Source organism: Methylobacterium frigidaeris (genome assembly GCF_022179185.1).
GTDB classification, from domain to species: Bacteria; Pseudomonadota; Alphaproteobacteria; order Rhizobiales; family Beijerinckiaceae; genus Methylobacterium; species Methylobacterium frigidaeris.
In genome coordinates, this window is record NZ_BPQJ01000007.1 from 211,923 (window position 1) to 234,810 (window position 22,888).

At 70.4% G+C, this 22,888-nt stretch carries 26 protein-coding genes; 15 read left to right on the forward strand and 11 right to left on the reverse strand.

Annotated features, from left to right (window positions below; all coding sequences use genetic code 11):
* Positions 1-4 precede the first annotated feature (4 nt).
* The 4 genes from MFF64_RS10215 (at position 5) to MFF64_RS10230 (ending at position 3,585) form a co-directional block, all read left to right on the forward strand.
* Positions 5-1,363 (forward strand): class-II fumarase/aspartase family protein, encoded by a 1,359-nt coding sequence (locus tag MFF64_RS10215; protein WP_099908687.1) that lies wholly within the window; start codon positions 5-7, stop codon positions 1,361-1,363.
* Positions 1,364-1,374: 11 nt separating this feature from the next.
* Positions 1,375-2,556 (forward strand): bifunctional 3-oxoadipate enol-lactonase/4-carboxymuconolactone decarboxylase PcaDC, encoded by a 1,182-nt coding sequence (gene pcaDC / locus MFF64_RS10220; RefSeq protein ID WP_099908686.1) that lies wholly within the window; start codon positions 1,375-1,377, stop codon positions 2,554-2,556.
* Between the two features lie 66 nt (positions 2,557-2,622).
* Positions 2,623-3,267 (forward strand): TetR/AcrR family transcriptional regulator, encoded by a 645-nt coding sequence (locus tag MFF64_RS10225; RefSeq protein ID WP_099908684.1) that lies wholly within the window; start codon positions 2,623-2,625, stop codon positions 3,265-3,267.
* A 75-nt stretch (positions 3,268-3,342) separates the two neighbouring features.
* Positions 3,343-3,585 (forward strand): hypothetical protein, encoded by a 243-nt coding sequence (locus MFF64_RS10230; protein ID WP_099908682.1) that lies wholly within the window; start codon positions 3,343-3,345, stop codon positions 3,583-3,585.
* A 105-nt stretch (positions 3,586-3,690) separates the two neighbouring features.
* Here the strand turns inward: MFF64_RS10230 and MFF64_RS10235 are convergent, their stop codons facing one another.
* The 3 genes from MFF64_RS10235 to MFF64_RS10245 all read right to left on the reverse strand — a co-directional run bounded on the left by MFF64_RS10235 (position 3,691) and on the right by MFF64_RS10245 (position 7,244).
* Positions 3,691-5,835, reverse strand: a complete 2,145-nt coding sequence (locus MFF64_RS10235; protein WP_099908680.1) for a TonB-dependent receptor — start codon at positions 5,833-5,835, stop codon at positions 3,691-3,693.
* 121 nt (positions 5,836-5,956) lie between these two features.
* Positions 5,957-6,742, reverse strand: a complete 786-nt coding sequence (locus tag MFF64_RS10240) for an SDR family NAD(P)-dependent oxidoreductase (protein WP_099908678.1) — start codon at positions 6,740-6,742, stop codon at positions 5,957-5,959.
* A gap of 52 nt (positions 6,743-6,794) precedes the next feature.
* Positions 6,795-7,244 (reverse strand): cupin domain-containing protein, encoded by a 450-nt coding sequence (locus MFF64_RS10245; RefSeq protein WP_099908676.1) that lies wholly within the window; start codon positions 7,242-7,244, stop codon positions 6,795-6,797.
* A gap of 358 nt (positions 7,245-7,602) precedes the next feature.
* Between MFF64_RS10245 and MFF64_RS10250 the strand changes: the two genes are divergently transcribed.
* From MFF64_RS10250 to MFF64_RS10270, 5 genes are all read left to right on the forward strand, one after another.
* Positions 7,603-7,959 carry a copper chaperone PCu(A)C gene (locus MFF64_RS10250; RefSeq protein WP_238190645.1) on the forward strand — a complete coding sequence of 119 codons (357 nt, stop codon included), beginning with the start codon at positions 7,603-7,605 and terminating at the stop codon, positions 7,957-7,959.
* An 84-nt stretch (positions 7,960-8,043) separates the two neighbouring features.
* Complete coding sequence (locus MFF64_RS10255; RefSeq protein WP_238190647.1) at positions 8,044-9,813, forward strand: PQQ-dependent dehydrogenase, methanol/ethanol family; 1,770 nt, start codon at positions 8,044-8,046, stop codon at positions 9,811-9,813.
* A gap of 69 nt (positions 9,814-9,882) precedes the next feature.
* Entirely contained in the window at positions 9,883-10,389 is a 507-nt protein-coding gene (locus MFF64_RS10260; protein ID WP_099904154.1) for a c-type cytochrome, read from the forward strand.
* Positions 10,367-10,993 (forward strand): hypothetical protein, encoded by a 627-nt coding sequence (locus MFF64_RS10265; RefSeq protein WP_099904156.1) that lies wholly within the window; start codon positions 10,367-10,369, stop codon positions 10,991-10,993. Before MFF64_RS10260 ends, MFF64_RS10265 begins: the two co-directional genes overlap by 23 nt.
* A 149-nt stretch (positions 10,994-11,142) precedes the next feature.
* Positions 11,143-11,499 carry a hypothetical protein gene (locus tag MFF64_RS10270; protein WP_099904158.1) on the forward strand — a complete coding sequence of 119 codons (357 nt, stop codon included), beginning with the start codon at positions 11,143-11,145 and terminating at the stop codon, positions 11,497-11,499.
* Between the two features lie 4 nt (positions 11,500-11,503).
* Here MFF64_RS10270 and sfsA read toward each other — a convergent pair whose 3' ends face one another.
* Complete coding sequence (gene sfsA, locus MFF64_RS10275) at positions 11,504-12,211, reverse strand: DNA/RNA nuclease SfsA (protein ID WP_099904160.1); 708 nt, start codon at positions 12,209-12,211, stop codon at positions 11,504-11,506.
* A gap of 138 nt (positions 12,212-12,349) precedes the next feature.
* On the opposite strand from sfsA, the gene MFF64_RS10280 reads away from it, so the two are divergent.
* The 4 genes from MFF64_RS10280 to MFF64_RS10295 all read left to right on the forward strand — a co-directional run bounded on the left by MFF64_RS10280 (position 12,350) and on the right by MFF64_RS10295 (position 15,295).
* A complete protein-coding gene (locus MFF64_RS10280; RefSeq protein ID WP_099904161.1) occupies positions 12,350-13,102 on the forward strand; it encodes a competence/damage-inducible protein A in 753 nt (250 codons plus the stop codon).
* A 6-nt stretch (positions 13,103-13,108) separates the two neighbouring features.
* Positions 13,109-13,615: a xanthine phosphoribosyltransferase gene (gpt, locus tag MFF64_RS10285; protein ID WP_099904163.1), complete on the forward strand. Its 507-nt coding sequence runs from the start codon at positions 13,109-13,111 to the stop codon at positions 13,613-13,615.
* Between the two features lie 176 nt (positions 13,616-13,791).
* Positions 13,792-14,442 (forward strand): transglutaminase-like cysteine peptidase, encoded by a 651-nt coding sequence (locus MFF64_RS10290; protein WP_238190649.1) that lies wholly within the window; start codon positions 13,792-13,794, stop codon positions 14,440-14,442.
* Positions 14,443-14,587: 145 nt separating this feature from the next.
* A complete protein-coding gene (locus MFF64_RS10295) occupies positions 14,588-15,295 on the forward strand; it encodes a transglutaminase-like cysteine peptidase (RefSeq protein WP_099904299.1) in 708 nt (235 codons plus the stop codon).
* On the opposite strand, the gene MFF64_RS10300 is transcribed toward MFF64_RS10295, so the two are convergent.
* Both MFF64_RS10300 and MFF64_RS10305 read right to left on the reverse strand, forming a co-directional pair.
* Entirely contained in the window at positions 15,211-15,921 is a 711-nt protein-coding gene (locus MFF64_RS10300) for a hypothetical protein (protein WP_099904297.1), read from the reverse strand. The genes MFF64_RS10295 and MFF64_RS10300 overlap by 85 nt on opposite strands.
* A gap of 131 nt (positions 15,922-16,052) precedes the next feature.
* A complete protein-coding gene (locus MFF64_RS10305) occupies positions 16,053-16,382 on the reverse strand; it encodes a DUF6949 family protein (RefSeq protein WP_099904295.1) in 330 nt (109 codons plus the stop codon).
* 252 nt (positions 16,383-16,634) lie between these two features.
* Between MFF64_RS10305 and MFF64_RS10310 the strand changes: the two genes are divergently transcribed.
* A complete protein-coding gene (locus MFF64_RS10310) occupies positions 16,635-17,342 on the forward strand; it encodes a hypothetical protein (RefSeq protein WP_133123560.1) in 708 nt (235 codons plus the stop codon).
* A gap of 110 nt (positions 17,343-17,452) precedes the next feature.
* Here MFF64_RS10310 and MFF64_RS10315 read toward each other — a convergent pair whose 3' ends face one another.
* The 4 genes from MFF64_RS10315 to MFF64_RS10330 all read right to left on the reverse strand — a co-directional run bounded on the left by MFF64_RS10315 (position 17,453) and on the right by MFF64_RS10330 (position 20,159).
* Positions 17,453-17,650 carry a DUF3126 family protein gene (locus MFF64_RS10315; RefSeq protein WP_210344710.1) on the reverse strand — a complete coding sequence of 66 codons (198 nt, stop codon included), beginning with the start codon at positions 17,648-17,650 and terminating at the stop codon, positions 17,453-17,455.
* 236 nt (positions 17,651-17,886) lie between these two features.
* Positions 17,887-18,726 carry a serine O-acetyltransferase gene (gene cysE, locus MFF64_RS10320; RefSeq protein WP_099904289.1) on the reverse strand — a complete coding sequence of 280 codons (840 nt, stop codon included), beginning with the start codon at positions 18,724-18,726 and terminating at the stop codon, positions 17,887-17,889.
* A gap of 150 nt (positions 18,727-18,876) precedes the next feature.
* Entirely contained in the window at positions 18,877-19,623 is a 747-nt protein-coding gene (locus MFF64_RS10325; protein WP_238190651.1) for a response regulator, read from the reverse strand.
* A 308-nt stretch (positions 19,624-19,931) separates the two neighbouring features.
* Positions 19,932-20,159 (reverse strand): hypothetical protein, encoded by a 228-nt coding sequence (locus MFF64_RS10330; RefSeq protein ID WP_099903534.1) that lies wholly within the window; start codon positions 20,157-20,159, stop codon positions 19,932-19,934.
* A 330-nt stretch (positions 20,160-20,489) separates the two neighbouring features.
* On the opposite strand from MFF64_RS10330, the gene MFF64_RS10335 reads away from it, so the two are divergent.
* Positions 20,490-22,238, forward strand: a complete 1,749-nt coding sequence (locus MFF64_RS10335; protein ID WP_099903532.1) for an ATP-binding response regulator — start codon at positions 20,490-20,492, stop codon at positions 22,236-22,238.
* Positions 22,239-22,583: 345 nt separating this feature from the next.
* Here the strand turns inward: MFF64_RS10335 and MFF64_RS10340 are convergent, their stop codons facing one another.
* Positions 22,584-22,874: a formate dehydrogenase subunit delta gene (locus MFF64_RS10340; RefSeq protein WP_099903530.1), complete on the reverse strand. Its 291-nt coding sequence runs from the start codon at positions 22,872-22,874 to the stop codon at positions 22,584-22,586.
* Positions 22,875-22,888 lie beyond the last annotated feature (14 nt).

Genomic DNA, 22,888 nt, shown 5'->3' on the forward strand with positions numbered 1-22,888 from the left:
TCCGATGACGCTCTCGGCCCTCGACTCCGCCCTGCTCGGGCCCCTCTTCGCCACGGACGCCATGCGCGCCGTCTTCGCCGACGAGGCCCGGGTCGCGGCGATGCTGCGGGCCGAGGCGGCCCTGGCGCGGGCGCAGGCCGAGGCCGGCCTGGTGCCGGCCGGGCTCAGTCCCGCCATCGACGCGATCGCACCGGAATCCCTCGATCCCGGCGCCCTCGGCCGGCGCACCGCCATCTCGGGCGTGCCGGTGATCCCGTTCGTGAAGGCGGTGCAGGCCGCGCTTCCCCCCGAGTTGGAACCCGCGTTCCACAAGGCCACCACCACCCAGGACATCGCCGACACCGCCCTGGTGCTCCAGGTCCGCGACGCCCTCGACCTCGTCGCGGCCGATCTGCGGGCGATCCTCGAGGGACTGTCGGGCCTCGCCCGGCAGCACCGCGAGACGCCCTGCGTCGGGCGCACCTACGGCCAGCACGCGGCGCCCGTGACCTTCGGCTTCAAGGCGGCGATCTGGGCTCTCGGCATCGCCGAGGTGGCGGCCCTGCTGCCGGCCCTGCGCGACCGGGTGCTCACCGCCTCCCTCGGCGGCCCGGTCGGCACGCTTGCCGGCCTCGGCGAGAAGGCGGAGGCCGTGGGCGACGGCTTCGCCGAGGCGCTGGGCCTCCACCCGGACCTCGCGCCCTGGCACACGCGCCGCGCCCGCATCGCCGAAACCGGCTCCTGGCTCGCCCTGCTGATGGGAGCGCTCGCCAAGTTCGCCACCGACGTCGCCCACCTCGCCACTACCGAGGTCGGTGAGGTGGCCGAGCCCTACGTGCCGGGCCGCGGCGGCTCCTCGGCGATGCCGCACAAGCGCAATCCCGTCTCCTCGACGGTGATCCTGTCCGCCTTCGGCGCCGCCAAGGGCACGAGCCTGACGCTCCTCGACGGGATGGCGGCGGCGCACGAGCGCCCGGCCGGCGCCTGGCACGCGGAGTGGCACGCCCTGCCGACCCTGTTCGGCCTCGCCTCCGGAGCGCTCCGCGAGGCGCGCGGCCTCGCGCAAGGGCTGGTGCCCGACCCCGAGCGGATGGCCCGCAACCTCGACGTGACAAAGGGCCTTCTCTTCGCCGATGCCGCCGCGAGCCGGCTCAGTCCCGTGATCGGCGCCAAGGCGGCCCATGCCCTGGTGGAGGAGGCCGCCGGCGCCGTGCGCGACGGCAAGGGCTCGCTCCAGGAGGTTTTGCGCGCCCGTCCCGAGGCGGCGGGCGCCGACCTCGACGCCGCCTTCGATCTCGGCCCCGCCATCCGCGCCGGGGCCCGCACCGCCGACCGGGCGTTGGCGGAAGTCTCGCGCCTCGCCGCCTTCCTGCACTCCGCTTGACCGAGGATCCCATGCCCCAGATCGAGGCCAACGGTACCCTTCTGAACTACGAGCTGTCGGGCCCGAGTGGCGCGCCGGTGGTGGTGTTCTCCAACTCGCTCGGCACCTCTCTGGCGATGTGGGACCGGCTGGTGCCGGCCTTGCGCGGCCGCTATCGCGTGCTGCGCTACGACACCCGCGGCCACGGCGGCTCGCAGGTGCGTGACGCGCGCATCGAGGTCGAGGATCTGGCCGAGGACCTGATCGGCCTGCTCGACGCGCTGAACATCCCCCGCGCCCACGTGGTCGGGCTGTCGCTCGGCGGCATGACCGGCCAGGCGGCGGCGAGCCGCCATCCCGACCGGGTGATCAGCCTGACCCTGATGGCGACCGCCGCCTTCATGCCGAGCGAGGCGTCGTGGAACGAGCGCGCCGAGCTGGTGCGCGCCCAAGGCACGGCGGCGATCGTCGAGGCGACGATGACCCGCTGGTTCACGCCGGACTTCCCGGGCGCTGCCCCCGATGCGGTCGCACCGGTGCGCGAGCAGTTCGTCGGCACCGATGCCGCCGGCTACGCCGTGTGCTGCAACGCCATCGGCCGCATGGACCTGCGCCCGGTCCTCGACCGGATCACGGCGCCGACCCTGGTGATCGCCGGGCGCGACGACCCCGCAACGCCGCCCGCCATGGCGCAGGAGATCTGCGACGGCATCCGCCACGCCGAGCTGGTGGTGCTTCCGAACGCAGCCCACCTCCTCGCCGTCGAGCAGCCGGCAGCCACCGCCGCCCATCTCCTCGGCTTCCTCGACCGGCACCGGGAGGCTGCCGACTCGGCCACCGGCGCGGTGGCGTTCGAGGAGGGGCTGTCCAACCGCAAGAGCGTGCTCGGCGACGCCCATGTCGAGCGCTCGCTCGCCGCGGCAGGCGGTTTCGCCGGGCCGTGGCAGGACTTCATCACCCGCACCGCCTGGGGCGAGGTCTGGGGCGACCCGCGCATCCCGTGGAAGACCCGCTCCTTCGTGACGCTCGCCATGATGGTGGCGCTCGGCCGCGAGGAGGAGTTCAAGCTCCATGTCCGCCCGGCCCTGCGCAACGGCGTCACCCCGTCGGAGCTGCAAGCCCTGCTGATCCAGACCGCGATCTATGCCGGCGTGCCGGCGGCGAACGGCGCCTTCCGCTGGGCCCGCGAGGTGCTGGGCGAAGACCTCACCTGAGCCGATGCGCCGGGGCGGCCGGGATGGTAGAGCAGGCGCCATCCCGCCGCCCTCCCCTGTTCGATCATGGATGCCGTCACGCCCCGCCCCTCCCGCACCAAGGATCCCGAGCGGACCAAGGCCGACATCCTGGCGGTCGCGACGGAGGAATTCGCTGCCTTCGGGCTCAGCGGCGCGCGCGTGGATGCCATCGCGGAGCGGACCCGCACCTCGAAGCGGATGATCTACTACTATTTCGGCGGCAAGGAGGGCCTGTACCTCGCGGTGCTGGAGAAGGCCTACGCCGATATCCGGCAGGTCGAGGCCGATCTCGACCTCGGCAATCTCGCCCCCGCCGAGGCGATCCGCCGGCTCGTCGAGTTCACCTTCGAGTATGACGACGCCCATCCGGACTTCATCCGCCTCGTCACGATCGAGAACATCCACCGGGCCGAGCACCTGTCCGGCTCGGAGACGATCCGCGGGCTCAATCTCGGGGTGATCCAGTCCATCACCGACATCATCGCCCGCGGGCAGCGCGAGGGCCTCTTCCGCCCCGACGTCGATCCGCTCGACGTGCACCTGATGATCAGCGCCCTGTGCTTCTTCCGGGTCTCGAACCGCCACACCTTCGGGGCGATCTTCTCCGTCGATCTCGACGCGCCGGGCTTGCGGGCGCGCCACAAGCGGATGATCGGCGACGCGGTCATCGGCATGCTCGCCCTGCGCTGATCCGGCCGGGAACCGGATTCGGCGCAAGGTGATTACTCTCCCAAGACTGCACGCCATCTTTTGGAGGAGAGCCCGATGACCAGGGGCACCAGCCGCCTCATCCTGCTCGCCGTCCTGGCCGCGTCGCCTGTCCTGGCGCAGGTCACGGACACGCCGCAGCGCAGCCGCGAGAAGACCCCCAACATGCCGCCGCCCCACGAGACGCTGCCCGAGCGCGTCCGCCCCGGCGACACCGACGCGACCGGCACCGTGCGACCGAGCGCACCGACACCGGACCCCAAGGCGAGCGACGGGGTGCTGCGGCCGCAGAAGGGGTGAGCCGTCTTCGATCCTGCAAAATCGAAGCGCGGGATCCCCTCACCCGCGTGGAGAGGGGATCCCGCGCTTCACCTCAAAGCGTCGATCTCGATATCTTTTCGTCCCTCAAAACCGCGCCGTCAGAAAAACCCGCACATTCCGCCCCGGCAGCACGATCTCGTCCTTCTTGAACGAGGCCGAGTTGCGGATCACGTCGTTGAGCAGGTTCGTGCCCTGCACGCCGAGGGTCACCTCGCTCCAGCCGGTCACCGCCGGGTCGAAGGCCTTGGTGTAACTGACCTCCGCCCGCAGGTTGTCGTAGCCCGGCGTGCGCGTCTCGTAGGGCGCGGTCTCGGTATGGGCGAAGGCGTGGAGCAGGTTCACCCGCGCGTACCAGCCATCCGCCCGCACGAAGACGCCGCCGCCGACGCGGTGCGGCGGGATGCGCGGCACGTAGGTGCCGTCGTCGAAGGTGGCGCGCACGAAGTCGTACTGGGCCTCGATGCCGGCAAAGCCGTTGCCGACGGGCAGGAGATCGAGCTGCGAGCCGATCTCGGCGCCGGCGAAGGTCGCGTTCTGCTGCGAGTAGACGACCTGGGCGAGTTCGTCGTCGCTGCCGCAGCTGCCGAAATCGTCGCCGCAGCGCAGGCCGGTCAGGCGCTTGTAGATGAAGCCGGTGTAGCGGGTGTAGTAGCCGGTGGCGTCGAGGCGGAACGGGCCCACGGCGCGGCGGATGCTGGCCTCGATGGTGCGGGCGCGCTCCTTCTTCAGGTTCGGATCGCCGATCTCGAAGGTCTCGGTCGCATCGTGCGGCCCGCGGGAATAGAGCTCGAACGCGGACGGCGCGCGCTCGACGTACTGACCGGTGAGGCTGGCGACGAAGCCGTCGGGCAGGTCCTGCAGCACGCCGAAGCTGGCGCTCTTCGGAGCGAAGCGCCGGCGGCGGCCGTAGGAGAGCGGGTCCTCGCCGTCGACCGGAATGTAATCGCCGGGAAACAGCGTCGCGGTGCCGGTGGAGCGCGCGCCCTCGATCCGGCCCGCCGCCTGGAGGCGCAGGCCCCGCTCCAGGCGCAGCTCTTCGAACAGGTACACGGCGTTGCTGCGCGAATCGGTCGGTGCCAGCAAACCGCCCGCCTCGCCCGATGTGCCGATCAGCCGACGGTCGGCCTGGAGGCCGAGCGCCCCGGTGAGCGTGCCGATGCTGGTGAGCACCGGCACGTGCTGGATCTCGAGCCGGCCTTCCGCCTCGCGGCTCTTGAAGGTCGCCTGGATGCCGTCGATCCCGTTCTCGCCGATGCCGATCTCGTTGTGGCGGTAATTCGAGCCGCCGAGCCAGAACCGGATCGCCTCGATGGGCCCGTCGACCGGGCGGTACTCGCCCTTGGCCTGGAGCTTGTCCTGGGTGGGGTCGAGGCGGGTGCGGCTCTCGGCGGCCTCGCCGCCCGGGATCTGGTAGAGCGCATCGTAGTGGCTGAACGACAGGCCGACGAAGCCGCGGTCGAACAGGTACGACATCCCGACCGCGCCGCCCTGTGATTCGTTGGCCGAGTTGCGCTGGATGCCGAGCGGCGTGGCGTAGCTGTCGGCGGCGGTCTTGAACGCGTCGGCGTGGAAGGCGACCGACTGGCCGGCAGCATCCACCGTCGCGGCGACGTTGCGGCCGTTATCGACCGACGAGTACCCGGTGGTGACCTGTCCCGCATAGCCGTTCGGCGGCGTGAGCGTCGGGATGCGGTTGTTCTCCGCCGAGACCACGCCGCCGATCGCCTGGCTGCCGTAGCGCAGGGAAGCCGGGCCGCGAATGACCTCGATGCGGTTGGCGACGAGCGGGTTGATCGGCACGGCGTGGTCCTCGCCGAGATCCGAGACGTCGTGGACGCCGATGCCGTTCTCCTGGATCCGCACCCGGCTCGTATCGAGGCCGCGGATGATCGGCCGGCTCGCCGCCCCCGGCGCGTAGGTGGTGGCGGAGAGACCCGGCCGGTCGAACAGGGCGTCGCCGAGGGTGCGGGGCTGCTGGCGCACGATGTCGGCCTGGGTCACCACCGTGACCGGCGAGAAGGTGGTGGTGACGACCGGCAGCACCCCGACCGGAAAGACGCCTCCTCCTCCGCTCCCTGCGCCGCCAGACGGCGCCGCCGCGATCGGGCTCGGCGAGGCGACGTCGATCGTGTCGAGGGCGATGTCCTCGGCGCGCGCCGCCGGGCCCGCGAGAGTGACGGCCGCCGCCAGCAGTACCGGCCCCGCCCCGAACGATCCCACCTTGCCCATGCCCGCCCCCGCAAACGCTATAACATTGCATTCGCGTACGGAGAGACGGGCTGGCAAGGGGAGAGTCGGCGCGCCTCGCACGTGGCGCGCCAAGCGTAACGTTATTACAACACGGAAAGTATCAGCGGGCCGCGAGATCGCGCCGCAGGGTCGGCAATCCGATCCCCGCGGCGTCGAAGCCGCCATCCACCGCCAGGGTCTGGCCGGTGACGTAGCTCGCCCGCGGCCCGCACAGGTACACGATGGCGTCGGCGATCTCGCGCTCGAGGCCGTAGCGGTTGAGCGGCACGGCGTCGTGATAATCGGCGCGGATCGCCGGGCTGTGCACCTCTTTGGCCATGGCGGTATCGACCGGGCCCGGCGCCACGGCGTTCACCCGGATGCCGAGATGCGCGAGTTCCACCGCCTGCTGCTTCGTCAGGTGCTTGAGCGCCGCCTTGCTGGTGCCGTAGGCGACCCGCAGCGTCGAGGCGCGCTGGCCGGAGATCGACGTGATGTTGACGACCGCCCCGCCGCCGCCCCGCGCCATCACGGGGGCCGCCGACTGCACGCACAGGAACGGGCCGGTCAGGTTGACGGCGAGCACCCGGGCCCATTCGGCGTGGCTGGTGTCGAGGAGCGGCTTGAACACCGCGGTGCCGGCATTGTTGACGAGCGCATCGAGACGGCCGAACCGGGTCTCGATTGCGGCGACCGCGCCCGCCACGGCCTCCGGGTCGGCGACGTCGGCGGTCAGCGCCAAGGTATGATCGGGCCGGTCGAGCGCCGCCACGGCCTGTCCTTGCGCCTCGCCGTCGATGTCGAGGAGCGCCACGCGCCAGCCCTCCTCGAGGAACAGCTGCGCCGTCGCCAGCCCGATGCCCCGCGCCGCGCCGGTGACGAGGGCCACCTTGCTCTCCGCCGTCATGTCGTCTCCTCCCGTTCTTGTGCCCCGTGCATCGCGGCAGGGGCCCGGGAGGTCAAGCCGGATCGGAGCCGGTCGCGTTGCGCGCCATGAAGCTCTCCGCCGTTCCGGTCGCGGGATCGACGAAGATCACGTCCGTCGGCGCCCGCCGGGGCGTGTCGACGGAGAGGAAGACCACCGGCTCCTCGATCAGACGCGGCAGGGCATGGACCACGCCGCGCTCGAAGAACAGGAGCTGGCCCGGGCCGAACTCCGCCTCGTCGGAGGCGTCGCCGATCCAGAACGTGCCGCGGCCGGAGAGCACGTACAGGTATTCGTCGCAGCCCGCGTGGTAATGTGCCGGCGTCGGCCGGTAGACGCGGAAGACGCGAGCGCTCGCCGCCGGCCGATCGGTCAGGTAGGTGTCGACCAGCATCGTGGTCGCGCTGTCGGGCAGGGCGGCGGCGATTACCCCGATATCGAAGCGGCCGCGTTGCAGCGCCGCCTTCGGATCGCTGTCGGCCATCTGTCCCTCCCGTTCGAAGCTTGCAACCGTTCAAGCTAGCGCGGCTCCGACCGGAGCGGGAGGGGCGATGCCGCCGGTCCCGACTGCATCGGTCGCGGGCAACTTTTTAGAAGGCCCTTATTCTTGGATCTTGACGGAATGACGCTGCCGGCTACCCTCACGCGCAATTCGCCGCCAAAAGGCGAAGCTGATCCAAGTAGGGAGGAGAGTGGATGCCAGCATCCATGCCGCTCGTCGATGCCATCACGGCCACGCCATGCCGTTGATGACGCGATTGTTCTACTGTCCGAAGCGTGGCCCGGGCGCGGCCTTTGCCTTGTTTCTCGGCTGTTTCCCGGCACTGGCCGGCGACATTGACGTGGTGCACGCCTTCGTGACCCCTGCCGAGAAGGTCGGGTCCGACATCCCGCTCCACCTGACGGTGATGAACCGCGCCGCCGAGGCCGATTCCCTCGTGCGCTTCCGCTGTCCCTTCGCGAATTTCAGCGAGAGGGTCACGGTCGACAAGGGCGGCGAGGGCCCGCCCTCGAAGCGCCCGGTCCAGACCATCGCCGTCAAGGCCGCGGGCGAGACCGCCCTGACCCCGGAGGGTATGCACGTGATGCTGCTCCAGACCCGCCAGCCGCTGGTCGCGGGCGAGCGCTTCACCTGCTCGGCGAGCTTCCGCAAGGCCGGCTCCCTGGAGGTGCCGGTGGAGGTCCGCGCGTCCAACTAGGAACAGACGCACTGATACGCCCGGCGGCGAGACGGCCCGCGCCGAGGCGAGAACAAACCAGAAGGCCGCCTGGAGGAAATCATCATGACGACGTCCCGGACGGCACGGCGCGTTCTCGCCGCGACCTCGCTCGCCGCCCTCACGGCAGGCGCCCTGCTCGGCGTCCCGGCACTCGCCGCCGAAGGCAGCGTCACGCAGGAGCGCCTGCTGAATGCCGACATGGAAGAGGGCAACTGGATCCAGCACCACAAGAACTATGCCGGTCACCGCTACTCGACGCTGAACCAGATCAACAAGGGCAACGTCAAGAATCTCAAGGTTGCCTGGACGATGCACCTCGGCGGCATCGAGGGCGGCGGCATCTGGAGCCACGGCGGGCTCGAGGGTACGCCGATCGTCGAGAACGGCATGATGTACGTCACCGACGGGTGGGGCTCGGTCTACAAGATCGACACGCGCGGCGGCGAGGGCAAGCTGCTCTGGAAGATGGACCCCAAGACCGACCGCGAATGGGCCGGTGCGGTCGCCTGCTGCGGCGTCAACAACCGCGGCGTCGCGCTGTGGGGCGACCTCGTGGTCAGCCACACCCTCGACGGGCGCCTGATCGCCACCAACAAGGAGTCTGGCCAGGTCGCCTGGCAGCGCCAGGTCGCCGATCCGGACAAGGGCGAGACGATCACCGGCGCGCCGCTCATCGTGAAGGGCATGGCGATCTCAGGCGTCGGCGGTGCCGAGTACGGCATCCGCGGCTGGATCGCCGCCACGGACCTGAAGACCGAGAAGGAGGTCTGGCGCACCCACACGATCCCGGGCAAGGGCGAGCCGGGCTACGAGACCTGGAAGGGCCCGAACAACGCGGCCGTGAGCGGTGGCGGCTCGACCTGGGTCACCGGCACCTACGACCCGGACACCGACACCATCGTGTGGGGCGTCGGCAATCCGGGCCCGGACTGGGACAACGCCTACCGCCCCGGCGACAACCTCTACACCGACTCGACGCTCGCCCTCGACGCCACGACCGGCAAGATCAAGTGGCACTTCCAGCACACGCCGAACGACCCCTACGACTATGACAGCGTGTCGGAGAACCTGCTGGTTGATGTCGGCGGCCGCAAGCTCGCGATCGAGGCCGACCGCAACGGCTTCGGCTACGCCGTCGACCGCACCACCGGCCAGTTCGTCTGGGCGACCCAGTTCGTCAAGAAGGTGACCTGGACCAGGGGCATCAACCCCGATACCGGCAAGCCGTTCGAGTACGACCCGAACAAGGACGTGCAGCGCTACATCCCATCGGCGACTCCGTCAGCCGAGAACAAGAACGCGGATTTCTGTCCGGGCAACATGGGCGGCAAGAACTGGCCGCCGACCGCCTACAACCCGAACCTGCAATACTGGTACATCCCGGTCATCGAGAGCTGCAACCGTGTCACTCACGAGGCGATGACGCAGGCGAACCTGAAGCCGCGGGAGTTCTTCACCGGCGGCGGGCCGAGCCAGCCGTTCCGGATCACCGGCAGCGTGACGGCGATCGACGTCAAGACCGGCAAGGTCGCCGGCAAGCACGAGACCCAGTTCCCGCTGCTCGGCGGCATGCTGGCGACGCCGGACCTCGTCTTCACCGGCGAGCCCTCCGGCGGCGTCATGGCGATGGATGCCAAGAGCCTCGACAAGCTGTGGGAGTTCCGCACCGGCGGCGGCGTCAACGCGCCTCCGATGACCTTCACGGTCGACGGCAAGCAATATGTCGCGATCCTGGTCGGTCTCGGCGGCGCCTGGGACAAGTGGTTCATCGACTCGACCCCGGAGCTGAAGAACATCCAGACCGGCTCGATGCTCTACGTCTTCGCGCTCTGATCGGATGCCTTTCCGGGCGGGGCGCTCTCAGGCGCCCCGCCGCTCACGAGGTTCATGCGGATGCGAAAAATGGTGTTGCCGGTGATGCTCGCCGGCCTCGCGCTCGCCTCCCCGGCCTGGGCGCAGTCGGCCCGGACCGGCGGGGGCGAGGGCGATCTCGCGGTGTTCAAGAAGGCCTGCTCCGGCTGCCACAAGTGGCATGGCGGCGGCGGAGGCGGCTATGGCGGCGAGGCCCTGTCCCTGCGTAGGACGCAGCTCGACAAGGATCAGGTCGCCGAGGTGGTGCGCTGCGGCCGGCCCGGCACCGGCATGCCCTACCACCTGCGCGGCGCCTACGACACGGTGAAGTGCTACGATTCGCTCAAAGCCGACATGGGCACCAGCATGCCGCCGGAGACGGCGGTGTTCCTGCGATCGCCGGATATCGAAGCGGTGGCGAACTATGTGGTCACCCAGCTCAAGGGCAAGGGGGAGCCGACGCTGGAGGAATGCACCGCTTTCTTCGGCACCACCTCCCGGGCCTGCGACATCTACCGCAAGAAGGAGGGCTCCGATGCCCCGACGGCCTCGCACTGAGTTCGCGGCGCTCATCGCGCTCCTCTGCGCCGGCCCGGCCTTCGCCGCCGGCCCCGAGATCGCGGACCTGCGCGACCTCCGGGTCGGGATGCCGGTCGCGGAGATCGCGCCCCACGGCTACGGCGACCTCGCCTGCCGCGAGGGTCCGCCCCGCACGCTGGCGGCCTGGAGCGACTGGCGCGCCTGCCCGGCGGACATGTCGGGCAAGCATGCCATCGGCTTCTCCTACGCCGACGACACCACCCGCAACGGCACCCGCGTCGCCGGGCATCCGGTCCGCCTGACGCTGCTCGTCGGCGACGACGCCCGGGTCGACGGCCTGGTGATCGAGACCGACGACGCGGTGCCGCTCTACCTGCGCAAGAAGGGCCATCTCCTCGGTCTCCAGGCCCGCGGCCATTGGGGCGAGGACGGCTGGACCTGCGCCGAGGGCAAGCCCACCGGCGACGAGACGCCGCTGGGCGAGACCTTCGTCAAGGAGGAGTGTCGCAAGACCTTGGGGGCCAAGAGCGTGACGGTGACCCGCGACCTCTACGGCCACCAGGGCGCCGACCCGCGCGCCTTCATCAGCCGAACGAAGATCGTGGTGGCGGCGACGAAGTAGGATCGTGCGGGCGGAAGGGCCGTGCTCCGCCCGCGAACCTGACGGTTCGACAACACCGGCTTCAGCGACGGTTCAACGCCAGGGCGCGAGATTGGCGACAGACCGGCGGTCGAGACCGCTCCGGCTCCGCCAACCATAAGGTCGCCCCCATGACCGCGCGTTCCCCGCGCTCCCTGATCCTCGGCACCCTCGCGCTCCTCGCCCTCGCGGGCCCGGTCGCGGCCGCCGACCTCGACGAATATTCCCCGCCCCGCTTCGAGGGTCGCAGCGAGTGGCGCGCGCCGCCCCCTCCCCCGCCGCGCTTCGTGCAGGGTCCCGAAGCCTGCCGGACCTTCGTCAAGCGCCGGATCGATCCGTATGGCGACGAGGTGGTGCGTCGGGTGCGGGTCTGCGAGGACGGGCCCGGCTCTCGTGATGGCTACCGCGACGGCCCGCGCTGGGGCGGCCCGCCGCCCTGGCACCGCCACCGGCACTGGGACGACGAGCCCGGGCCCGGCCGCTGGTAGGCCGTCACGCGACGATCGGGATCTCCGTCCCGATCGTCACCTCGGTCGCGTCGACCCGGCACGTGAAGGCGTGCGCCGCCACGCCCGCTCCCTGCGCCCGCCGGAACGCGGCGGCGAAGCCCGGGTCGAGGTCGCCTGCGACTGCGAAACGCTCGGCCCGCATCTGCACCACCCAGATCACCATCGCGCGGCCGCCCAGGCGCACCACCTCGGCGAGTTCGTCCATGTGGCGGGCGCTGCGGGCGGCGACGCAGTCCGGGAACTCGGCGAGCCCGGGCCGGCGCATCAGGTGGCAGTTCTTCACCTCGACATGGATCGGCCCGGCCGCGTCGCCGGCGAGGAAATCGACGCGGCTCGCGCGGCCATAGGCCACCTCCGCCCGCCAGGACGTGGCGCCGGCGAGCGGGGGCAGGCGTCCCTCGCGAAAGGCCTCGGCCACCAGGGCGTTCGGCCGGGCGGTGTCGATGCCGACCCATTGCGGCCCGCCGGGCAGGTCCGCCTCGACCAGTTCCCACGACCAGGCGAGCTTGCGGGCCGGGTTGGTGGAGGCCGAGAGCAGCACCGGCCGGCCAGGTTCGACCAGGCCGAGCATCGCCCCCGGATTGGCGCAATGCGCGGTGACGAGGGAGCCGTCGGGCAGCTCGACATCGGCGAGGAAGCGCTTGTAGCGGCGCACCAGCCGCCCCTCGGTCAGGGGGCTCGGGAAGCGCATGAGACGACGGATTCGGTGGACATCCCCGGCGCTTAACCCGGCGGGCGCCGGGGTGTCACGCTTGAGCCTCGGGAGGCGCCGCGATAAGGCGGGCGTAACCCTGCCGCCGCCGCGGCGGGCAGCACAGAGACCCTCCAGATGCCTGACGCCAGCCCCGCCCCGGTCACGGCCGCCATCCTGGTCATCGGCGACGAGATCCTGTCCGGACGCACCAAGGACAAGAACATCGGCTACATCGCCGAGTACCTGACCAATTCGGGCATCGACCTGCGCGAGGTGCGGGTGGTGCCGGACGTGGCCGAGGAGATCGTGGCGGCGGTCAACGCCCTGCGCGGCCGCTACACCTATCTGTTCACCACCGGCGGGATCGGGCCGACCCACGACGACATCACCGCTGATTGCGTGGCTCAGGCCCTCGGCGTCGGGATCGACGTCGATGCGCGGGCAAAGGCGATGCTGCTCGAGCGGATCAAGCCCGAGGACCTCAACGAGGCCCGCCTGCGCATGGCCCGCATCCCGTTCGGGGCCGAGCTGATCGAGAACCCGATCTCGAAGGCGCCGGGCTTCATGATCGAGAACGTGATCGTGATGGCCGGCGTGCCGTCGATCATGCAGGCGATGCTGGATGCGGTCGCCCCGCGGCTGAAGACCGGCGCGCGGGTCACCGCCGAGACGATCGAGGCCGGCAACCTGCCGGAAGGCGGCTATGCCGAGGGCCTGGCGCTCATCGCCAAGGCGCACGCGAGCGTCTCGATCGGCTCCTACCCGTCGATGACCCCGGCGGGTTTCCGCAACCAGATCGTCGTGCGTGGGCGCGAGCCCGAGGCCCTGGCCGCGGCGCGCGGCGAGATCGAGGCGCTGCTGGCGCGCCTGCAAGCCGAACGGACCTGAACCACCATGGCTGCTCCGAGCGACAAAGCTTTCCCGGTGTCTTGGGACCAGTTCCACCGCGACGCCCGGGCGCTCGCCTGGCGCCTCGCCGGTGCCGGCCCGTTCGAGGCCATCGTGTGCATCACCCGCGGCGGCCTGGTCCCGGCCGCGATCGTGGCACGCGAGCTCGGCATCCGGCTGGTCGAGACGGTGTGCGTGGCGAGCTACCACGACTACCAGGAGCAGGGCGCCCTCCAGGTGCTCAAGGACGTGGCGCCGGGCATCCGGGCCATCGGCGACGGCCAGGGCCGCGGCGTCCTGGTCCTCGACGACCTCACTGATACCGGCAAGACCGCCCAGGTGGTGCGCGCCATGCTGCCGGAGGCGCATTTCGCCACGGTCTACGCCAAGCCCGCCGGCCGGCCGCTGATCGACACCTTCGTCACGGAGGTGAGCCAGGATACCTGGATCTACTTCCCGTGGGACATGGGCCTGTCCTACCAGGCGCCGATCCAGACCGGAACGTCCGGTTAAGGTAGTCGACCCCCTAACGCGGTCCAGCACATTCGCCGGACCAGTTGAGCGAGGTCTTGGCCCTGTCCACGGGGCCGCTCTTCGGACGGGCCGATCGATAAAATTGCGCGGATCCATTTCAGCGCGGCCGAGCGGGTGGGGGGCCATTCTCCTTCGTAACGAAGGGGATGGCGCAGATGACCACGGGTTTCGGGCAGCAGGTGAAGCGGGTTCTGGCCGGTGCGGCGATGCTCGCGGCGGCGCTGGTGTCGGCCCAGGGCTACGAGGCGGCGGCCCAGACGCTGGCTGCCCTGCCGATGCCGAGCGCCGGCGCCCCGGATCTCGGCCATGCCCGGCCGATCGTCGGCTGGGTCGAGTTCTGCGCCCGCTACGGGTCGGAATGCGCGGTGGATGCCGGCGAGCCGGCGCAGGTGACGCTGACGCCGCGGCTGTGGCAGACGGTCACCGGCATCAACCGGCAGGTGAACACCAGCCTGCGCGCCGTCACCGACCAGGAGCACTGGGGCGTGCCGGACCGCTGGGACCTGGCCGAGGACGGCTCGGGCGATTGCGAGGACTTCCAGCTGCTCAAGCGCAAGCTGCTCGCCCAGGCCGGGCTGCCGCGGCGCGCGATGCGGATGACGGTGGTGATCGACGAGAAGGGCGAGGGCCACGCCGTGCTGATGCTGCGCACCGACCGCGGCGATCTGGTCCTCGACAACAAGACCAGCGCCGTGCTGCCCTGGCACAAGACAGGTTACACCTTCATCAAGCGCGAATCGCAGGACGCGACCGCATGGGTGTCGCTGGGTGGTGCCACGGCCCCGACCATCACCGCCAATCGGTGAGGTGTCGAATCAGCCGAAGAATCTGCGTACCGAATTGGAACCAAAGTGCGGCAGGAGCGTTTACCAGGGTTTAAATTTTTCGGTTGAGCGCCGTCCGGCCCCGTGGCAGCTTGGATGCAAGAACCAAGCTAGAGTCGATGGGGCGATGCGGGCAGTGATGGACGGCCTCGGCCGGGCGAGCCATGTCGATGCGCGGCATGTCGATCGCCAGGGCCTCCTGAAGCGCGGCGCCCGGGCGGCGCAGCTGGGACTACTCGGCACGCTGCTGCTGATCGGCGGTGCGACGGCGCAGGGGCAGACCCAGACCCTCGCGGCCCTGCCCGACGCCAGCGTGGCGATCGAGCGCGGCGGCGCGGCCAAGCCCGTGAGCGCCTGGACCGATTTCTGCACCCGCTACCCGGCGGAATGCGCCGTCGATACCGGCGAGCCGACCACGCTGACGATGACGCCGGTCCTCTGGCGCACGCTCACGGCGGTGAACCGGCGCGTCAACGGCCGCATCCGGCCGGTGATCGACCAGGACCATTGGGGCGTGGTCGACCGCTGGGACTTCCCCGACGACGGCATGGGTGATTGCGAGGATTACCAGCTCCTCAAGCGCCGGATGCTGGTCGAGCGCGGCCTCGCCCGCCGCGCCCTGCGGATGACCGTGGTGATCGACGAGATCGGCGAGGGCCACGCCGTCCTGATGGTCCGCACCGACCGGGGCGACTACATCCTCGACAACAAGACCAACGCGATCCTGCCCTGGCAGCGCACCGGCTACACCTACGTGAAGCGCGAGGGCCAGGACGGCCTCGCCTGGGTGGCGCTCAACGGCATCGCCTCGCCGGTCACCACCGCGAACCGCTGATCGGGGGACCGCTCAGGTCCGGCGCAGGACGTCCTCGGCGAGGCGGCCCCATTCCCTCTGGAGGCCGCGAGCCGGGCGCGTGCCTCGAAGCTGTGATCGTGCTGCGAGATCGCCTCGAAGGCGTCACGCGCCTCATCGGTGCGGCCGAAAGCCGCCAGGGTCCGGGCGTACAGCATGTGCCCGCGCGGACTGTCATAATCGGGCTCCCGCACCCTGAGCGCGTCGAGGCCGGCCAGTGACTCGGCGAAGCGGCCGAGTTCCAGGTCGGCCTCCGCGTGGGCGAGATGGAACACTGGCTCGTTGCCGTTCGGCCGGCGGACGATCTCGTCGTACTGCTCCCAGGCCTCCTGCCACTTGCCCAGGGCGACGCATTCCTCCGCGAAGAGCGCCGGGTTCGCGACCGTGTCGGCATCCGCGAGCCGGCCGCGCAGGATCCGGCAGGTCTTCTCGGGGTTCACGCCGTGCGCGATCGCGCGACGATCCCTCTCGCCGCGGGGCGAGCCGAGGAGTTCCGGCAGGATCTCGATCCGGATGGAGGCGATGCCGCCGAGCGGCGGCAGGATGATGATCCAGCCCCCAGGGCGAGAACCCCCTGGTCTTCGCGGCGTGGACCGCGAGGCCGACATTCAGGCACGGGACGAGGTAGGCGGTCGGCATGGCGGTACGCATCCCGGCATGGAGGGCTGCGCGCGAGTGGAAGTCAGTTTTCCGCTAGGTCGAGACGGCGCGAACGCGATTCTGTCCCGCGGCGCGGGCCTCAGGTGCCCGACACCATGTGGGCGAGGTCGAGCACGACCCGGCCCGAGACCAGGCTCCAGCCGCAGGCGAGCATCGTCGCCAGCATCACGAAGGGCATCGGCCGTCCCTCGATCGTCCGGCCACGCACGGTGTTGCGCAGGATGATGAACGGCGCCCCGAAAGCGAGGATCGGCAGGGAGGCGATCGCCACGAGGCCGCCGCCCGACAGCAGGCCAAAGCTCGCACGCCGCGCCGTCGCCCATTCGAAGGCGCTCGCCAGAAAGCCCGCGAAGGCGAGGCCGAGCACGAGGGTCTGCAGGTTCTCGAGGGCGGAGGGCGACAGGTTCATGGGAGGTTAAACTCCGGCAAGCGCGTTCGTCCCACCCTGCGCCAGGCGCGATGTTTGGTTATGGTTAATTTTTCGTTATCCACAGATCTTTGAGATCGATCCCATTGCGGGAATCTCCTCGGCGTGCGGCGCTCGCGCCACAGAAATTCGCCGCGTGCCCGCATTTCGGTAAGGGGCCGTTAACGATCGGAGCCGAACGTTCAGGGACATGCCCTCTCTGGGCATCGATCGAACGAATCGGAGGCGGGCGCCATGGGGCCTGCACTGAGCGCCACTGCTGCGCGACTCGAACGGGATGGGGTGCGCTCGGCCCGGATCGGCCGGCCGGCCTCGTCCCCGCCCGTCACCGGACATCCGGCCGACCGGCGCCTGATCCTGGCGGCCGCCCTCGGGCTCGCCGGCTCGCTCGCCCTCACGGGCGTCGTCGCCGCCTGGCTCGCCCGTCCGCCGACCCCGGCCGGTCCGGTGGTGGTGAGCAGCCTCACCCCCCGCCCGCTGGTGCTGCCGGCCGCCTGGTTCGTGCGGCCGGGCACCGCCACCGAGACCGCGCCCGGCCGGATCGACCTGGCGATCCCCTGGAGCGAGTTGACCGGCAGCGCCCTGCCGGGCCTGATGCGGGTGACCGCGACGAAGGCCCCCGAGACCGAGGCCCTCTTGAGCCCGGCCCGGCGCTACGCCCGGTTCCTGACTGCCGAGGCTCAGCCACTGACCGAGGGTCTGATGCGCCGCCGCTTCCGGGCCGGCACCCCGTTCGAGGGCGAAGATCTCTACCTCGAAGGCGAGGGCAGCCGGTTCGCGGCGCGCTGCGCCACCGGGCCGGTGCCCGAGCCGGACGCCGCCTGCCTCAGCGAGATCCGGATCGGCACCCTGTCCTTGCGCCTGCGCTTCTCGGCCGATCGGCTGCCCTCCTGGAGCGCCGGGCTCGCCGGGCTGGAGCGGCTGTTCGGCACCAGCCCCTGAAACCGGAGCCGCGTTCGATCACCATACGACCGGACGCGGCTCCCGGGCTTCGATCGTCGCCGTCTCGACGGCGAAGCGAAATCCGCCTCGTCGGACGATGCCGCGGCGGACTACTCGTCCAGGTCGGTGTCGAGGATCGCCATCGAGAAGTTGAATGAGCGATCGCCGTCCTCGTCGTCGACCGACAGCACGCCGACGAATTCCTCGCCGATATAGACCTCGGCCGAGTCCGTCTTCTTGGGACGGGCGACGAGCCGGATGTTGTGGTTGGCGAAAGTGCGGCGAAGGTAGCCTTCCACCTTCGTCATTTCGATCTTGTTCACGCTGGCCTCTTCACGTGCTTGGGCGTCGCAGTGACCGCACCGGAGCGGGCGCCGCGCATGCCGCCTTCATCGAGGATCCCGAGAGAAGCGGGGGCTCGGGTTGCGACACCCCTTCCCCGCCGGGCTTCCCGCGCAGGCGGGCCACGGGGGGTCTCGGGTCGGTAAGGCCCCCGCCTTGCCACGGCCGGGCCGGGCGGGCAAGGCGACTCCGCGCCGTGCCGTCAGATCCCGTCCATCGCGTGGATGAACTGGTCCATCGACCGCGCCGGGTCGGAGCAGCCGGCCGAGCCCACCACCCGGGCCGGCACGCCCACCACCGTGGTGCAGGGCGGCACCGCCTGGAGCACCACGGAGCCGGCGGCGACCCGGGCGCAGGCGCCGACCTCGATGTTGCCGAGGATCTTGGCACCGGCACCGATCATCACGCCGTGGCGGATCTTCGGGTGGCGGTCGCCGCCATGCTTGCCGGTGCCGCCGAGGGTGACGTCGTGCAGCATCGACACCTCGTCCTCGATCACCGCCGTCGAGCCGACGACGAGGCCGGTGGCGTGGTCGAGGAAGATGCCGCGGCCGATCCGCGCCGCCGGGTGGATGTCGGTCTGGAAGACTTCCGAAGAGCGGCTCTGGAGGTAGAGCGCGAGGTCGCGCCGACCGCGGGTCCAGAGCCAATGGCTCAGGCGGTGGGCCTGGATGGCGTGGAAGCCCTTGAAGTACAGGACCGGCTCGATCGCCCGGCCGGCGGCCGGGTCGCGGTCGATCACCGCGCCGATATCGGCCCGGAAGGCCTGGCCGATGCCGGGATCGTCCGCCACCGCCTCGCCGAAGCTCTGGGCGATCAGGTCGGCGGTGAGCGCCGGATGGCCGAGCCGCGAGGCGACGCGGTGCGCCACCGCCGATTCGAGGGTGGCGTGGTTGAGCACGCTGGCGAACAGGAACGAGGCCAGGCGCGGCTCGTCGCGCATCACGGCCTCGGCCTCCTGGCGCAGCCGCCGCCAGACCGGATCGACGGTGCCGGCGACCGGATCGGCGCCGGTGAGGGTGGGAGCGGGGCTGGACGACAACGGCCTTCTCCTCGGCAGCGACGGCGGGCGAACGAATCTCCACCCGCCGCTCAGAGCGCAACGGCATTCTCCCGGAATAGCGTGGAGAGACATCCGCCATTCATCAAGCCCCCACGTTATCAAACCCCTCGGGCGCGGGGCAGATCCGCCTCAATCGCCGTCGGGCCGGAACACGTAGCCCATGCCCCTGACGGTCTTGATGAACCGGGGATTGGCCGGATCGGGCTCGACCTTCTTGCGAATGCGGTTGATCCGGACGTCGATCGCCCGGTCGAACGCCTCGGGGTCGCGAGCGTCCGCCAAGTCGAGCAGGCGCTCCCGGGTCAGCACGCGCTTGGGGTTGTCGAGGAAGGCCTTGAGCAGGGCGTATTCGGAGCGGGTCAGGATCTGCTCGGTGCCGGCCTCGTCGCGCAGGCGCAGGGTCTCGGTATCGACGATCATCCGGCCGAAGCGGACGCCGTTCTCCTGCCTGGACTCGGGCTGGATCCCTTGAGGAGCCGGCTCGGCCGGGGTGCCACGCGCCTGCGCCGCACGGCGCAGCACCGAGCGGATGCGGGCCACGAGCTCGCGCAGCTCGCAGGGCTTGGGCAGGTAGTCGTCCGCCCCGAGCTCGAGACCGACCACCCGGTCGATCGGGCTCGCAGTGGCGGTGAGCATGATGATCGGGATCGTCGAGCGGCCCTTGAGGTCGCGCACGATCGACAGGCCGTCCTCCTCCGGCATGTTGAGATCGAGGACGATCAGGTCCGGCGCGACCTCGGCGAGGCGCTGCCGCAACGCGCGGCCGCCGTCGCACAGGCTGACCTCGAAACCGTGCATCCGCAGGTAGTCGCCCACCATGGCGCGAGCATCGGGCTCGTCGTCCACCACGACGACGTGCGGGGCGGCCCCCGTCATTACGCCGCTCCCGGGCGGGCTGCCTGCCCGCGTCCCCGCCTCGCCATCATTCCGCGCCCCCGTGCCGCAGCGGCCCGGCCTTTCGCACCGCCGGTGACGACAATGCCGTGCTGGGCGCGTTCCGTCCACGTGCCGCGCCGCGGGCCGGGGCGCAGTGCCGAATTTGTCCTCATACGATTTCCGATCGATCGCTACGCAATGCGGAAATCGGCGTCGCTCAGGTACCGCGCGGGCTGAGCTGCTGTTTCCAGGGGGAATCTTCCGGAAACAGGATCAGTTCATCACGTCGCCGCGATCAAACCGCGATGTCAGGCGAGGATGCGGGCGAGCCGCTCGGCGATCCGGGCGCGGGAGGCGTCCGACAGAGCGCCGGGCGCCTCGGCCTCGATCAGGGCGGCGATCTGGCACCGGCTCAGGCGTCGCGGGCGGGAATCCTGCAGGAGCGCGTTCAGCGCGTCGAGATCCTGCTGCCAGGGTGCATCCTCCGGCAGCGGAGCGGCGGTTGCGCCGACATGTCCCGGGACCACGTGAAGCATGGCGTGCCTCCCTGTTCTGCAAGCGCGGCGCTTGTAGGCGGGCTCTGTTACGCGATCATTACGTGGCGATCGTCGTCGCGCGGGATGTGCTCTCGCGCACCCGACGTGCGGTGTCGTCGCTCGGCCGAAGGCCCGCTCATCCCGTGTTCCGCCGCGACGCCGTCGTTCCACCGATCGGTCGAGGCCGGACAAATCACGCATGAGCAGGACACTTCGTCTGCGGCGACCTTGTCGTTCCGCCTCCTCCCCGCCAGGATGCCGGCGTGAAGCCTTGCGGGCCGCCGGTGCGACCGGGGCCGCGCGCCGGAACGATCGATGCCTGGACGGTCGATGAGCGACGACGACATCCTCTTCCTGTTGCCGGACGACGAGCCCGGCGAGGCCATGCAAGCCGCCGCCTGGCCGGTGATGGTGGTGGACGACGATCCCGCGGTGCACGAGGGCACCCGCTTCGCCCTCTCGGGCTACGGCCTCGACGGGGCGGGGCTCGAACTCATCTCGGCCTATTCTGCGGCCGAGGCCAGGACCATGCTGTCGGCCCGGCGCGGCATGGCGGTGATCCTGCTCGACGTTGTGATGGAGACCGACGATGCGGGCTTGAAGCTCGTCGACTTCGTGCGGCGCGAATTGAAGGATGACACCGTGCGCATCATCTTGCGCACCGGCCAGCCCGGCCAGGCGCCGGAGCGGCGCGTCATCGTCGATTACGACATCAACGACTACAAGGCGAAGACCGAGCTCACCGCCGACAAGCTGTTCACCAGCCTGACCGCGGCCCTGCGCGCCTACCAGCAGCTCAAGCGCCTGGAGGAGACCCGGCGCGGGCTCGAGATCATCATCGACGCCGCCCCGATGCTGCTCGACTACAAGTCGATGCAGCGGCTGGCCGAGGGCGTGCTGACGCAGGTCTCCTCGCTCCTCAACGTCGCCTGCGAGGGCATCCTGGTCCTGCGCGAGCAATCAGGCCCGCAGGACGCGGTGAGCGTGCTCGCCGGCTCCGGCTGCTACCAGCACCTCGCCGGCGGGGACGGGCCGCGGCCCCTCGACGACGACGTGCGCGAGATCGTCGCCCGCGCCTTCACCGAGCAGCGCCACACCTTCGGCGACCGCTGGTCGACCCTCTACGTCCACACCGCGAGCGGCAGCGAGATCGTCGCCCTGCTGAAGGCGGACCGCTCGCTCTCGGAAACCGACCGCGCCCTGATCGGGCTGTTCACCTCGCGCCTGTCGGTCGCGTTCGACAACGTGATCCTCTACGAGCAACTGCAGCGGGCCAATATCGGCCTGGAGCAGCGGGTGGTGGAGCGCACCGGCGAATTGATGCGCGCGAACCGCCGCCTTGCCATGCAGCGCTCGGACCTGCGCCGCGCCAACCAGCTGAAGACCGAGATTCTGGGCACGGTCGCCCACGACCTGAAGAATCCGCTCGCCGTCATTCTCGGCCGGACCGAGATGCTGGGCGACATGATCGAGGCCAGGCCGCCGCCGACCGAGGCGATGCACGCCCAGATCGGCCATATCCGCGAGACGGCGCGCCGCCTCACCGGCATGATCGAGACTCTGATCGCCGACGCGATGAACGACGCCCTCGACATCGTGCTCCGGCGCGAGCCGGTGGATTTCGCGGGTCTCGCCCGGGAAGTGTCGCAGGCCAACGCCCCGCTCGCCGAGACCAAGGGCCAGACCCTGCGCTCGGAGATCCCCGACAGTCTCACGCTGCATGGCGACGCCGAGCGCCTGCGCGAGGCGATGGACAACCTGATCTCGAACGCCATCAAGTATTCGCCGACCGGCGCCGAGATCGTCGTCACGGTTTTGCGCGAGGCGGAAGAGACGGTCTACGCCGTGCGCGACCACGGGCCGGGCCTCTCGCCGGAGGATATCGGCCGCCTGTTCGGCCGCTTCCAGCGCCTCTCGGCCAAGCCCACTGCCGGCGAGGGCTCGACGGGGCTCGGGCTGTCGATCGTCAAGCGGATCGCCGAGCTGCATGGCGGCCGGGCCACCGCGGAGACCCACGCGCCCGAGCCGGGCTCGACCTTCGCGATCCGGTTGCCGCATGGTGCCGGGGCGGTGGCGTGAGCGGGGCGTGTCGACTGTCGGTCAGCGAGCCATGCAATCTGACCCGGGAGTAGAGCGAGGAGTTTCCGCTCCTCGCCCCTTTAGGGGCTAGCTTAGCCGAGCTGTACGCGGAGGATCAGAGTCACGCTGGTCCTCCGCACTCGTTTGTAGACCACCGAAACGCGAAAGCGTGGCCGTAACCACACCATCGTCGCCTCCTGGGTTCGTGATCGGCGACGCTCCCGCCCGGAGACATCCGGCCGCTTGCCGGATGTCGGGCCGTGATGCCCTGGCGCTTACCGCTCGATCGCGCGATCAAATGACCATAGGTCAGCTCTGCTCGCAGGACAAGCTTGGCGCCCCGCCTCACCCGGCGTCGCTCGCCCCGAGCCCCTGCTCGTGCGGGTCCGTCACCGCATCGGGAATCGGGCTGCGCGCCTTCGGGGCGATCTTCAGGGCGGTCAGCGCCAGCGGGTCGAGGCCGTGATCGGCTTCCTCGCAGTACGCGACGAGCTGATCGCGCATGCGTGGGGTCCAGAACGCCGTGACGTGCTTGTGGATGCCTGCCACCGCCTCGTCCTGCGGGTAGGAGCGGAAGAAGGCGGCGATCTGGTTCGCCATGCGGACGAGCTTCTCGTTGGGATCGACGGCGCTCATTGCGGAACACTCAC

What these genes read in the sequence shown, in the direction of transcription:
- MFF64_RS10215 (WP_099908687.1), top strand. Translation starts at nt 5, where the DNA reads ATGACGCTCTCGGCCCTCGACTCCGCCCTGCTCGGGCCCCTCTTCGCC.
- pcaDC (WP_099908686.1), top strand. Translation starts at nt 1,375, where the DNA reads ATGCCCCAGATCGAGGCCAACGGTACCCTTCTGAACTACGAGCTGTCG.
- MFF64_RS10225 (WP_099908684.1), top strand. Translation starts at nt 2,623, where the DNA reads ATGGATGCCGTCACGCCCCGCCCCTCCCGCACCAAGGATCCCGAGCGG.
- MFF64_RS10230 (WP_099908682.1), top strand. Translation starts at nt 3,343, where the DNA reads ATGACCAGGGGCACCAGCCGCCTCATCCTGCTCGCCGTCCTGGCCGCG.
- MFF64_RS10235 (WP_099908680.1), bottom strand. Translation starts at nt 5,835, where the DNA reads ATGGGCAAGGTGGGATCGTTCGGGGCGGGGCCGGTACTGCTGGCGGCG.
- MFF64_RS10240 (WP_099908678.1), bottom strand. Translation starts at nt 6,742, where the DNA reads ATGACGGCGGAGAGCAAGGTGGCCCTCGTCACCGGCGCGGCGCGGGGC.
- MFF64_RS10245 (WP_099908676.1), bottom strand. Translation starts at nt 7,244, where the DNA reads ATGGCCGACAGCGATCCGAAGGCGGCGCTGCAACGCGGCCGCTTCGAT.
- MFF64_RS10255 (WP_238190647.1), top strand. Translation starts at nt 8,044, where the DNA reads ATGACGACGTCCCGGACGGCACGGCGCGTTCTCGCCGCGACCTCGCTC.
- MFF64_RS10260 (WP_099904154.1), top strand. Translation starts at nt 9,883, where the DNA reads ATGGTGTTGCCGGTGATGCTCGCCGGCCTCGCGCTCGCCTCCCCGGCC.
- MFF64_RS10265 (WP_099904156.1), top strand. Translation starts at nt 10,367, where the DNA reads ATGCCCCGACGGCCTCGCACTGAGTTCGCGGCGCTCATCGCGCTCCTC.
- MFF64_RS10270 (WP_099904158.1), top strand. Translation starts at nt 11,143, where the DNA reads ATGACCGCGCGTTCCCCGCGCTCCCTGATCCTCGGCACCCTCGCGCTC.
- sfsA (WP_099904160.1), bottom strand. Translation starts at nt 12,211, where the DNA reads ATGCGCTTCCCGAGCCCCCTGACCGAGGGGCGGCTGGTGCGCCGCTAC.
- MFF64_RS10280 (WP_099904161.1), top strand. Translation starts at nt 12,350, where the DNA reads ATGCCTGACGCCAGCCCCGCCCCGGTCACGGCCGCCATCCTGGTCATC.
- gpt (WP_099904163.1), top strand. Translation starts at nt 13,109, where the DNA reads ATGGCTGCTCCGAGCGACAAAGCTTTCCCGGTGTCTTGGGACCAGTTC.
- MFF64_RS10290 (WP_238190649.1), top strand. Translation starts at nt 13,792, where the DNA reads ATGACCACGGGTTTCGGGCAGCAGGTGAAGCGGGTTCTGGCCGGTGCG.
- MFF64_RS10295 (WP_099904299.1), top strand. Translation starts at nt 14,588, where the DNA reads ATGCGGGCAGTGATGGACGGCCTCGGCCGGGCGAGCCATGTCGATGCG.
- MFF64_RS10300 (WP_099904297.1), bottom strand. Translation starts at nt 15,921, where the DNA reads ATGTCGGCCTCGCGGTCCACGCCGCGAAGACCAGGGGGTTCTCGCCCT.
- MFF64_RS10305 (WP_099904295.1), bottom strand. Translation starts at nt 16,382, where the DNA reads ATGAACCTGTCGCCCTCCGCCCTCGAGAACCTGCAGACCCTCGTGCTC.
- MFF64_RS10310 (WP_133123560.1), top strand. Translation starts at nt 16,635, where the DNA reads ATGGGGCCTGCACTGAGCGCCACTGCTGCGCGACTCGAACGGGATGGG.
- MFF64_RS10315 (WP_210344710.1), bottom strand. Translation starts at nt 17,650, where the DNA reads ATGACGAAGGTGGAAGGCTACCTTCGCCGCACTTTCGCCAACCACAAC.
- MFF64_RS10325 (WP_238190651.1), bottom strand. Translation starts at nt 19,623, where the DNA reads ATGACGGGGGCCGCCCCGCACGTCGTCGTGGTGGACGACGAGCCCGAT.
- MFF64_RS10330 (WP_099903534.1), bottom strand. Translation starts at nt 20,159, where the DNA reads ATGCTTCACGTGGTCCCGGGACATGTCGGCGCAACCGCCGCTCCGCTG.
- MFF64_RS10335 (WP_099903532.1), top strand. Translation starts at nt 20,490, where the DNA reads ATGAGCGACGACGACATCCTCTTCCTGTTGCCGGACGACGAGCCCGGC.
- MFF64_RS10340 (WP_099903530.1), bottom strand. Translation starts at nt 22,874, where the DNA reads ATGAGCGCCGTCGATCCCAACGAGAAGCTCGTCCGCATGGCGAACCAG.